Here is a 10,524-nt window from a genome sequence, read left to right on the forward strand (position 1 = left end):
CTTCCTTTGACATCATTTATCTTGTTGTTTTAGCGCTATTCACCGCTTTATAAATTGAGTTCGCCTTTAAAGGCTTTTTGCATGAGAGATTCAAAGTTAGAATTCTGCTCACTTGTGTTGGCATTATTTAGGCTAAATAGATATTTTATTTTATCTAATTTTTCTAAATAATCATTTTGCAACTCTATCGGGGGCACTGGAAGCTCAATCTGTGAAATTTGTTTAGCGTTGATATTAAATTGAACTGCGGTTTGGGCTGAGCTATTAAGAAACAACGATCTACCGCCATTGGTTTTCATTAATTCGTAAAAGAATTTGCTCGGCATCAATTTACTATTAAAACGAAGCCTCATCACATGGGAGTCGTACACATAGACACCGTTTTGTTCAACAAACAAAGATGCCTTGCCCAAATGATTTCGGCTACCAATAGCTCGAGCTAATAAATAATCACCTTCGAATAATTTATATCGTTCTAAAGCGGCTCCCTCTAAGGTAATCGCACCACATTTTTTGTAATTAACTTCATGCTTGCCCAATTCACCAACTCGAACAACTTTTTGAGTACCATCTTCATGACTTGGAGTCGTAGTGCCAATCTGTGGCTTCGAAAGTAATAAATCTATTAAATTTTTTACATCCCAGCCCTTCGGATTTGTCACGGGGTCACCAAACATGTCAATAAACACGGATTCGGCGAGACTGTTTAGTTCTTGCTCCAAAAGCTTACAGTCTTTACGCAGTTGGTCGGCTTTTTCTAATACCGCCGCGATTTTCTTTTGGGTTTCGAGCGGTGGAAGTGGGATTAATATGTTTTCTAAATATGCTTTTGAAATATGTTTTAAGCCCGCTCCTTTAAATCCCTCTTCAAGAAGGTATATATTTCCAGATAAATAGAAATAAATATACTTGGCGTCTACTTTTTCTGCATCTACAGGGGTTATTGCAATACAATCCCCAGACATACTAAACTTAGACGAAGTTATGTGTACACTTGGAAGACCACCAGTTCCAAATATTAAACTTGGAGATAAGTCATAATCAGGTTCGTTGACCCATTTAGACACTCTCTGGCTAGACGTGTAAAACGGATATTTGCCATGCTTAATACCATCTCCTGCCTTACGCTTTGATTTTTTCTGAAATAAACAAAGCTCTTTCATTTTAATTACCGGCCAACTCAAAGTAATTTCTCCAGCTCAACCACACCTTTCGCCATTTTTGTTTGCAAGGTTTTAATGCGTTTTAAAATATCTTTTGGTGCGTCGTAATGCACTTCGTCGTACATCACTTCTTTATAGCGGCTTATACTTAGGTCATAGGCACTTTCTTGAGTGAGCACATACTCTTCACCGTCATCACCCACAATGCTTGAGTAGTTTGTTTCTTTATACTATTTTGGTTTTTTACCTGCTTTTACGGCTTTAGCTGCGGCTTCTTTTGCTGCTTGCTCATCCTTAGCACGCAGGTCAACCAGTTTTTCCCACACTTCATCCGCTTTTAAGTCAGCTAATGAAACCATAAAGCTTTGCTCACTCTTTTTACGAATATATTCTGGGCTGTCAGTATTTGGGGTGTTATCTAAGTTGGTGAGTGTTTTAAAGCGGCTGATAATATCGGCAATATTGCTTTGTTCGTGGGTGGGTGTTGCACCCTCTTTAAAGAGTTGAGTACGCTTGTCATCGAGTGATAAACCATCCGCTTTCATGTCGTAAAACCACACATTATCGGTGCCGCCACTGTTGGTTTTGGTAAAAATAAGAATGGCTGTACTTACCCCTGCATACGGTTTAAATACACCAGAGGGCAGTGAAATAACCGCCTCTAACTTTTGCTCGTTAATGATTTTTTCACGTATCGACTTATGCGCTTTGGTTGAGCCAAACAATACGCCATCGGGCACAATAACCGCTGCTCGACCACCCACTTTTAGCATACGTAAAATAAGCGCTAAAAATAGTAGCTCTGATTTTTCAGTAGGTCCTTTGGTTTTAACTTCAACTTGTATCTCATTGCCGTCTTCGTCTATTTCGGTTTTATACTTAGGGGCGGCCTTTTTAACTATCGGGTTTTTACCTAAGGCGCGCAGTAAGTCTGGCGCAACTATGTCAAAGTCGACCGCGCCTTTAAACGGCGGGTTGGCTAATATTAGGCTGTAAGCCTCTGAAATATTGCCATCACCTTGGTCTTGCAAGCTATCGCGGTAGTGTACGCTGGGGTTTTCAATACCGTGCAATAGCATGTTCATCGCGCCAATACGTAACATGTGTTTGTCGAAATCAAAACCAGTGAACATGTCGTTATTAAAGTGTTTTCGGTTGTCTGGTTTGTTAATGTCTTTTGAATGATGTTCTTCTACATATTCTACTGCGGCCATTAAAAAGCCACAGGTGCCTGATGACGGGTCACAAATGGTGTCGCCCACTTTAGGCTGCATTAGCTCAACCATCATTTCGATAATGTTACGTGGGGTTCTAAACTGCCCGTTAACACCTGATTGTTGCAGCTTGCTTAACAGGTATTCGTATAAGTCGCCTTTGGTGTCTTTGTCGTCCATGTTAATGGCACTTAACAGTTGCACCACTTGGTCGAGTAATTTGGCCGACGGGATCATGAAAATAGCGTCTTTCATGTGCTCGGCAAAGCTGCCTTCGTTTTGTAAGGCTTTAATTTTGGGGAATACTTGGTTTTGCACGATATCCATCATGATATCGGGATCTTTATCTTTAAAGTTATTCCAACGCAATGTTTGCTCATCGGCTGCAAACGTTGGGTTATTAACTGGCAAGCCTGTTGCTTGGCTGCGGCGCTCTGCGGTACGTTGTAATTCGTCTAAACGGCGAATAAACAGCAGGTAGGATATTTGCTCAATAACAGAAATGGGGTTGGCGACACCGCCAGTCCAAAACATTTCCCAAACTTGATCGACTTGATTACGAATTTTACCTGTTAGCATGGAGAGTCTCTTTAATAATAGCTAGCAAATCACTGGGCTAACATAAACTTATGATAATTAGGTTTATGTTACTGCATAGCCAGCGCTTAAACACTTATTTTTTTAAGAGATTCTTGACTGTTTTTTAAACTGCTATTTCAACGGCTTGAGGTAGAGCTTATATCCATGAGATTTTATACTCACTTACACTTGTTACGGTAATTTTATTGCTATATATTCGCAGCTAAAGCTCGCTTCCACGCATACCTGAAAGTGCTCGCTAAAATCAATGCGACAAAACCATGAATTAAGTTCAATAAAAAAGCGCATTAAGCGCTTTTTCAATATTAAAAACTATAACCTATTGATTTTATTCAACAGTAACAGATTTAGCTAAGTTACGTGGTTGGTCAACGTCTGTGCCTTTAATTACCGCTACGTAGTACGACAGTAGCTGTAATGGTAAGGTGTAAACAATTGGCGCAATAATATCGTCAGTGTGATTTACGTTGATAACACGCATGGTGTTGTCTGATTCAAAGTGAGAATCTTTATCTGCGAATACGTAAATAATACCACCACGAGCACGTACTTCTTCTACGTTTGATTTAAGTTTTTCTAGCAGTTCGTTATTAGGTGCTACAACAATAATTGGCATGTCTGCGTCAATCAATGCTAATGGGCCATGTTTAAGCTCACCGGCTGCATATGCTTCAGCGTGAATGTACGAAATTTCTTTAAGCTTAAGCGCGCCTTCCATTGCAATTGGGTATTGCGAACCACGACCTAAAAATAGTGAATGGTGCTTGTCGGCAAACTCTTCTGCTAACTCGGCAATGCTATCTGCAAGCTGTAAAGTTTCTTCTAATTTTGCAGGTAGTACTTTAATTGCATTAACAATTGCGCTTTGATCAAGGCCTTTTTCTTGCGCTATAGACGCAGTAAGCATTAACAAACCAACTAATTGCGTAGTAAACGCTTTAGTAGATGCTACGCCAATTTCGGCGCCGGCTTTGGTCATAAAGGCAAGGTCTGATTCGCGTACAAGTGATGAGCCAGGTACGTTACAAATGGTCATTGACGCCATGTAACCTTGTTGCTTTGCTAAACGCAGTGCAGCAAGTGTATCGGCTGTTTCGCCTGATTGTGAAATAGTTACTAGTAGGCTTTTTTCGTGTACAAACGACTGGCGGTAGCGAAATTCTGAGGCAATTTCTACATTACAGCTTACGCCTGCAAATTGCTCAAGCCAGTAACGTGCAACCATACCCGAATGGTAAGACGTACCACAGGCAATAATTTGTACGTGTTTTACATCTTTAAATATTTGTTGTGCACTGTCGCCAAAAGCGTCAATTGCTACGCGGTCGTTGTTTAAACGCCCTTCAAGGGTATTACGTACAGCAAGTGGCTGCTCGTAAATTTCTTTTAGCATGTAATGGCGGTAATCGCCTTTGCCTGATGCATCTTGAGTGATGTTTGATTCAACCACTTCACGCTCTACAGCGTTGCCATCGGCATCAAAAATTTCTACTGTGTCACGTGTAATACGTGCTACGTCGCCTTCTTCTAAAAATATAAAGCTGCGAGTAACCGGTAGTAGTGCCAATTGATCAGAGGCAATAAAGTTTTCGCCTAGGCCTAAACCTATAACAAGTGGGCTGCCTGAGCGCGCTACAATAATTTCGTTGCTGTTGTCTTTATCAAATACAACTGTACCAAATGCACCTTCAAATTGCTTAACGGCAGCTTGTACTGATGCGAGTAAGGTTTTGTGTTGCTGACGAAGCTGATGAATTAAATGCACCATTACTTCAGTGTCGGTGTCTGATAAAAATTCGTAACCGTCGCCTTTAAGTGCGGCGCGCAAGCTTACGTGATTTTCAATAATACCATTGTGTACTAGTGCTAGCTGGCCGCTTGAAACATGTGGATGTGCATTGGCTTCAGTTACACTACCGTGAGTAGCCCAGCGAGTGTGTGCAATACCTGTATGGCCGCTAACACCTGATTGCTCAAGTGCCGATTCTAGGTTTACTACTTTACCAACTGCTTTTACAGTTTTAAGGGTGTTGCCATCAAGCAGTGCTACGCCTGCTGAATCGTAACCACGGTACTCAAGGCGTTTAAGGCCTTCAACTAAAATTTTATTTACTGGACGTTCTGCAACTGCCCCAACTATTCCACACATAGTGTCTCCATTAATTTTTTAAATATTTGCCCGCTTATAACCTGAATTCAAGTTAACGGGCTATTCCATAATCTCTGCACAAATTAGTTTTACACCACATGCCTCAATTGCTTTGCGTTTATCGTCTGCTAAGCCATTGTCGGTTATTAAGGTGGTTACTATTTGCCACGGTAATTCTAAATTTGGGATTTTTCGGCCAATTTTATCTGATTCAACCATCACTATAACTTCACGTGCTGCTTTTGCCATTACTTGGCTTAAGCCAACTAGTTCGTTAAAGGTAGTAGTACCGCGCTTTACGTCTATGCCATCGGCACCAATAAATAGCTGATCAAAGTCGTAAGAGCATAGTACGCTTTCTGCAACTTGCCCCTGAAACGATTCTGAATGCGGATCCCATGTCCCACCGGTCATCAATAATGTTGGCTCGTTTTCGAGCGCTAGCAAGCGATTAGCAACTTTAATAGCATTCGTCATTACAACTAGGCCTTGTTTACTTGCAAGCTCTGGGATCATTGCTGCTGTAGTGCGCCCGCTATCAATAATAATGCGGTTATGATCTTTGATCAGTTCGGCTGCAGCCTTGGCTATAGCCACTTTACGCTTAGAATCAATCTCATCGCTTACTATCTCTTTTGGTAATGCAATAGCTCCACCATAACGGCGCAGTAACAGGCCACTTTTTTCAAGCGCAGTTAAATCTTTTCGAATGGTCACTTCTGAGGTTTGAAACTGCTCAGCTAATTTTTCCACGACCACTTCACCAAGCTCATTAACCTGAGCCAATATATTGTGACGTCGTTGCTGGGTGTTTCGTTTGGTCATAAGTGATATGCAATTAAGTTTCGTTTCGAAAGATGCGCAATTTTAAACGAAACTAGTTAAATGGCAAGTGAACGAGCAAAAATAAAGCAATTTAATCAAATTATAATAAAACTTAAAATACGGTAAGCTAGGGGTAATAGCCGAATAAAGTAAAGTATATGCAATTATTTAATAGTATCAGTAAAGAATATTTAACTCAGCGTAAGCTCGCCGGCGATATCTGCCGTTTATTTAATAAAAGCCCCAGTAAGGGCAACTTAAAACGCATTAAGAGTTTGTTTGCAGTGTGTGGTGAAGGAGTGATCATTGAAGCAGGGTTTCACTGCGATTATGGTAGTACACTTATTATTGGTGATCGTACCTTTATAAATATTAACTGCACCATTTTAGATTCTCCGCTACCTGAGTCGGCCATTAGTATTGGTAACGACTGTTTAATAGGCCCTAATGTACAATTGCTAGCTGTATCTCACGCGCTAGATCCGCAGCAAAGATTAAGTAAAGAAAACTTTAGCCAGCCAATTAGTATAGGTAATAATGTATGGGTTGGTGCAGGCGTAATCATTTTAGCTGGAATAACTATTGGCGATAACGCCGTTATTGGAGCGGGCTCGATAGTAACAAAAAATGTGGCAGCCAACACCGTGGTGGTTGGAAATCCTGCGGTTAAAGTTAAAGATATTTGAAGCAGTAGTGCGTTAAACACAACCTACAAAGCCTACTCTGTAGGTCGTACAATATATAACTAAGCAGTGTATTTCTAAGGGAAGGGTTTATTGTTTATTTTTTAATGTAAGCGCTAAACCCGCCATAATAAACTCAACTTGGGAAACCTGCGCAGCTAATGCTTGATGTAACCAGCCAGATTCGTCTACAAATGTACGACTTAATTCGCCAAGCGGAACTATACCGTGCCCCACTTCGTTACTTACAAAAATAACTTGCCCAGGTAAGCTCTTAAGTTGAGCTAATAACTCAGCTTTTTGCGTTTGCCAGCAATGCTTGTCACTATGGCATAAACAGTTTGTAAGCCATAGCGTTAAACAATCTACCAATATGCAGTTATCAGCTTTACTATGGGCTTTAAGTAGTTTGGCAAGCGCTATGGGCTCTTCAACTAATTGCCAGTTTGCTGGGCGGTCTTTTTGATGGCGTGTTATACGTGCTTGCATTTCATCGTCATTAGGCTGTGCAGTGGCCAGATAAATCACTGATTTATGACTCTTCATTGCCAACTGTTCTGCAAAACGACTTTTACCACTGCGGGCTCCACCTAAAACTAGTACATGATTGTTGCTCATAATAAGCCCACTAAGGTTAAATAAATAACCACCTCAGATAACTGCTGCGCCGCGCCTAAACAATCTCCAGTATAACCACCTAGCTGGTGCTTAAACCAGTGTACTAATACACTGCGTAAAATGAGCAACACGGCAATAATAATCACCGCTGTTTGCCATACAATAATATGTAAGAAAATTAAACTCAGTAATAAAATTACTGCAGTGAGCGTTAAAATAGCTAAACTGTTAAACGACAAATACATAGCTATAGGCTTAACTTTTGAGGTGGCATCCTCACTCACGTAATCCATGCTCACAATTAAACTGGTTGCTATTACCCGACTTAAACACTGACCCAGCAATATCGCAGTTATAATGGCTGTGAGCGAAGTACTAAGTAATACTAGACTCTGAAACTTAATCAGTAATATTATAAATAATGCCGCAGCTCCATAAGTACCCAAACGGCTATCTTTCATGATAGTTAATTTTTGCTCTACCTGCCAACCGCCGCCAAAGCCATCCCACACATCAGCCCAGCCATCTTCATGAAACGCGCCAGTTAATAGCAAGCCAAAAGCCATCATTAATAACACACTTAAAGACGGCGGTAACAACAGCTGAAAAACACAGTAACTAAGTGCCAACAACCCACCAAGTAACAAACCTACTAATGCAAAATAGCGACTGGCTTGATTAAGGTGAGTATTAGTAACATTAAAACGCAAAGCAACCGGAATGCGGGTTAAAAAGCTAATCGCCAATAATACTAACTGCCACTGCGTGACCTTGGTTTGTAATTTATTATTTGGGGTATCTAAAAGTGAACTGTCACTCATATTATACAACCTGCTCAACACCGGCATCTGCAAAGCTTGCCATGTGGTTATAAAAGCCAAGAGCGGCTTGTAGCAAAGGTAAGCTCAATGCTGCGCCAGTGCCTTCACCTAAGCGTAAATCTAATTGTAGCAAGGGTTTAACTTCAAGCTTGCTTAACATTTGTTGATGGCCTTGTTCATTAGAACAATGAGCAAAAATTAAATACTCTTTTACTATAGGGTTAATTTTAATCGCAACCATAGCCGCAGCACTACAAATAAAGCCATCAACAATAACGGCCATACCTTGCTCTGCCGCCGCTAGCATTGCACCGGTAATATGCACAATTTCAAAGCCACCCACTGCAGCAAGCAGCGCTATTGGATCAGCCAAGTGTGCTTTATGCAGTTGTAATGCTTGCTCAACAACATTGATTTTACGCGCAATTAATTCTCCGCTCACGCCAGTGCCTCTACCCACACATTGCGTCACAGGTAAATTTAATATTGCTGCCATAATAGCTGCGGCACTCGTGGTATTGCCAATTCCCATCTCCCCCATAGCCAATGTATTACAGCCTTGTTGTTTAAGCTGTAAAACCAGTGACTTAGCATTACTAAACCCTTGCTCTACTTGCGCAGTGCTCATGGCCATGTGTAAGTTAAGCGGGGCGGTTATATTACCAAGTCGGCAATCATGTACCTTGCTAGCAGGGCTTTTTTCTAATATACCGCAATCAACAACCTCAAGTTGCCAGCCAAGTTGCTGACAAAATATATTTATAGCAGCGCCGCCAGCGACAAAGTTAGCGACCATTTGTGCAGTTACTTCACTCGGTGCAATTGATACTCCTTGCGCTGCAATCCCATGATCTCCAGCAAAAACAACTAAAGTAGGGTTACAAATCTCAGCTTTAAATGCAGTAAATTCAACGTCACTCTTTATCGTTTGAGATAGTATTTTTACTAACTGTAATGCAATCAGTTCAAGCTGACCTAGTGCCCCTAGGGGTTTGGTTTTATTATTTATTTTATTGTGAATAAGGTGGTCAAATTGATTATTCAAAGGGGCTATTTTAAACATTGTGTAGCAACTCACGTTTTCAAAAAAGTAAAAAGATAACTGCTAAATCCCACAACTGATATCGTTGTGATAAAAGAGGATCAGGCGTTTTTAAAAAATAATTTTAGGCCAAGCTTGGCCATTTTCATCAAAAAATATATCGATACAAATAACCTTGCCATAACCCACAGTAAATATATTTTGATAATTTAACTGTTTTGGCACCTGACAAATAATAGCGAGTAATTGCTTTATTACTCCTGCATGCGTAATTACAAGTTGTGAGCGAGTACCTTGGCAAATAGTATTAACTAATAATTGCTGCCACCACGTTGTTATGCGCTGATAAAAATGAGCCATGCTTTCACCGTTAGGTGGCGTCACGAGCCAAGGGCTTTGCCAAAAGTCACCAATTGTCGGTGTTTTAGTATGCTGCCACAGTTCATCATAGCTTTGGCCATCCCAATCACCAAAGTTAAACTCTTTAATATCGTCGGTTATATTCAGTGGTATTTTATTAAAATCACAAAATTGCCGAGCAAACTCACTACAGCGCTTTAAAGACGATGAGGTAACTAAATCAATATTTGCTAACCTGCCACAGGCGATATTTAACTGCTCAAACCCTTTTTTACTCAATATAAAATCGGTATGCCCCGCTAAAACATCTTTAGTCGTAAGCTCACCATGTCGCAGTAAATAAACTCGGCTAGAAAATGCTGTCATGCTCATACAAGTCTAAAATAAATGTACTTTGAGTTTATCAGCATAGTATTTTTTTATCTTTGAGTTTTACTTATTAATGACTTGAATTTTACTTTTCTGCAGACGTAAAAAAAACCGATTATTTTCAATCGGGCTATCTCGATTTGGAGTCGGCGCGCTACTTCGTAGCGACAACGCTGTAAAATGTCGTAGTGCCCACAGCGGTAGAAAATCACAGTGCAAATGCACCACATTCATTGGCTAGTGGTGATGTTTTTATGATTTGAGTGTCGGGTGTCGCTACGCTCGCCCAACCTACGCGGGAGACTTGTGTACATTACTCACCCACACTTCACTTTTCTGCAGACGTAAAAAAGCCCGACTATTTCTAGTCGGGCTTTCTACAATTTGGAGCCTGGCAATGTCGTGGTGCCCACAGCAGTGGAGAGTCACATAGCAAATGCTACACTATCATCGGTCGTGGTTCGCCTTCGAGCTGTTTCGTTTCACTACTGAGTTCGCATGGGTTTTTGGCTATTTATTAAATTGCAGACGTAAAAAAGCCCGAATCGTTAAATTCGGGCTTTTTACAATTTGGAGCCTGGCAATGTCCTACTTTCACATAACAAATGCTACACTATCATCGGCGCTGTTTCGTTTCACTACTGAGTTCGGCATGGGGTCAGGTGGGTCCAAAACGCTAT

Annotated in this window: 10 protein-coding genes and 1 rRNA gene; 1 reads left to right on the forward strand and 10 read right to left on the reverse strand. The window is 40.8% G+C overall.

Features of this window, described 5'->3' with window-relative positions; translation table 11 throughout:
* Positions 1 to 47 precede the first annotated feature (47 nt).
* The 5 genes from HC000_RS12935 to HC000_RS12950 all read right to left on the reverse strand — a co-directional run bounded on the left by HC000_RS12935 (position 48) and on the right by HC000_RS12950 (position 5,951).
* Positions 48 to 1,184 carry a restriction endonuclease subunit S gene (locus HC000_RS12935; RefSeq protein WP_257025520.1) on the reverse strand — a complete coding sequence of 379 codons (1,137 nt, stop codon included), beginning with the start codon at positions 1,182 to 1,184 and terminating at the stop codon, positions 48 to 50.
* Positions 1,181 to 1,366, reverse strand: a complete 186-nt coding sequence (locus HC000_RS18585) for a hypothetical protein (RefSeq protein ID WP_257025521.1) — start codon at positions 1,364 to 1,366, stop codon at positions 1,181 to 1,183. Before HC000_RS18585 ends, HC000_RS12935 begins: the two co-directional genes overlap by 4 nt.
* A gap of 27 nt (positions 1,367 to 1,393) precedes the next feature.
* Complete coding sequence (locus HC000_RS12940) at positions 1,394 to 2,956, reverse strand: class I SAM-dependent DNA methyltransferase (RefSeq protein ID WP_257025522.1); 1,563 nt, start codon at positions 2,954 to 2,956, stop codon at positions 1,394 to 1,396.
* Positions 2,957 to 3,305: 349 nt separating this feature from the next.
* Entirely contained in the window at positions 3,306 to 5,126 is a 1,821-nt protein-coding gene (gene glmS / locus HC000_RS12945) for a glutamine--fructose-6-phosphate transaminase (isomerizing) (protein WP_179807863.1), read from the reverse strand.
* Positions 5,127 to 5,186: 60 nt separating this feature from the next.
* Entirely contained in the window at positions 5,187 to 5,951 is a 765-nt protein-coding gene (locus HC000_RS12950; protein WP_179807864.1) for a DeoR family transcriptional regulator, read from the reverse strand.
* A 158-nt stretch (positions 5,952 to 6,109) separates the two neighbouring features.
* Between HC000_RS12950 and HC000_RS12955 the strand changes: the two genes are divergently transcribed.
* Entirely contained in the window at positions 6,110 to 6,637 is a 528-nt protein-coding gene (locus tag HC000_RS12955) for a sugar O-acetyltransferase (protein WP_179807865.1), read from the forward strand.
* An 87-nt stretch (positions 6,638 to 6,724) separates the two neighbouring features.
* On the opposite strand, the gene cobU is transcribed toward HC000_RS12955, so the two are convergent.
* The 5 genes from cobU to rrf form a co-directional block, all read right to left on the reverse strand.
* Positions 6,725 to 7,252 (reverse strand): bifunctional adenosylcobinamide kinase/adenosylcobinamide-phosphate guanylyltransferase, encoded by a 528-nt coding sequence (gene cobU / locus HC000_RS12960; protein ID WP_179807866.1) that lies wholly within the window; start codon positions 7,250 to 7,252, stop codon positions 6,725 to 6,727.
* Positions 7,249 to 8,073 carry an adenosylcobinamide-GDP ribazoletransferase gene (locus HC000_RS12965; RefSeq protein WP_179807867.1) on the reverse strand — a complete coding sequence of 275 codons (825 nt, stop codon included), beginning with the start codon at positions 8,071 to 8,073 and terminating at the stop codon, positions 7,249 to 7,251. Before HC000_RS12965 ends, cobU begins: the two co-directional genes overlap by 4 nt.
* Before the next feature lies 1 nt (position 8,074).
* Positions 8,075 to 9,136 (reverse strand): nicotinate-nucleotide--dimethylbenzimidazole phosphoribosyltransferase, encoded by a 1,062-nt coding sequence (gene cobT, locus HC000_RS12970; RefSeq protein ID WP_179807868.1) that lies wholly within the window; start codon positions 9,134 to 9,136, stop codon positions 8,075 to 8,077.
* Positions 9,137 to 9,226: 90 nt separating this feature from the next.
* Entirely contained in the window at positions 9,227 to 9,847 is a 621-nt protein-coding gene (locus HC000_RS12975) for a histidine phosphatase family protein (protein WP_225741021.1), read from the reverse strand.
* 572 nt (positions 9,848 to 10,419) lie between these two features.
* Positions 10,420 to 10,524: ribosomal RNA gene (gene rrf / locus HC000_RS12980) — 5S ribosomal RNA — on the reverse strand; the annotation flags it as partial.

The organism is Pseudoalteromonas sp. MIP2626, assembly GCF_013414205.1.
GTDB lineage: Bacteria > Pseudomonadota > Gammaproteobacteria > Enterobacterales > Alteromonadaceae > Pseudoalteromonas > Pseudoalteromonas nigrifaciens.